At 52.1% G+C, this 780-nt stretch carries 1 rRNA gene; it reads left to right on the top strand.

Features of this window, described 5'->3' with window-relative positions:
- Positions 1 to 780: ribosomal RNA gene (locus G4417_RS16510) — 23S ribosomal RNA — on the top strand; the annotation flags it as partial.

Genomic DNA, 780 nt, shown 5'->3' with positions numbered 1-780 from the left:
GGAGCCGTAGGGAAACCAAGTCTTAAGAGGGCCTTAAGTCAGTAGGAGTAGACCCGAAACCGGGTGATCTATCCATGTCCAGGTTGAAGCTGCCGTAAGAGGTAGTGGAGGACCGAACCCACATCCGTTGAAAAGGGTGGGGATGAGGTGTGGATAGGGGAGAAATTCCAATCGAACCCGGAGATAGCTGGTTCTCCTCGAAATAGCTTTAGGGCTAGCCTCGATACAGATTTGCGGAGGTAGAGCACTGAATTTCCTAGGGGGCGTCAAAGCCTACCGAAGAATATCAAACTCCGAATGCCGCGTAATCGATTATCGGGAGTCAGACTGCACGAGATAAGTTGGGCGGTCAAAAGGGAAAGAGCCCAGACCTTCAGTTAAGGTCCCCAAGTGCGCGTTAAGTGGAAAAGGATGTGGGATTTCGAAGACAACCAGGATGTTGGCTCAGAAGCAGCCATCCATTCAAAGAGTGCGTAATAGCTCACTGGTCGAGAGGTCCTGCGCCGAAAATGTCCGGGGCTGAAACGCGCCACCGAAACTAAGGAACCGAAAGGTTGGTAGAGGAGCATTGCATGCGGGAAGAAGCAGTACCGGAAGGAGCTGTGGACTGCATGGAAGAGAGAATGCCGGAATGAGTAGCGAGAATAAGGTGAGAATCCTTATGGCCGAATATCCAAGGTTTCCAGAGTAAAGCTGATCTGCTCTGGGTAAGTCGGGGCCTAAGGCGAGGACGAGAGTCGTAGCCGATGGACAACAGGTGGAGATTCCTGTACTGCGGTA

It is taken from the genome of Blautia wexlerae (assembly GCF_013300825.1).
GTDB classification, from domain to species: Bacteria; Bacillota; Clostridia; order Lachnospirales; family Lachnospiraceae; genus Blautia_A; species Blautia_A wexlerae_B.
This window is presented reverse-complemented; position numbering and strand designations above follow the sequence as displayed.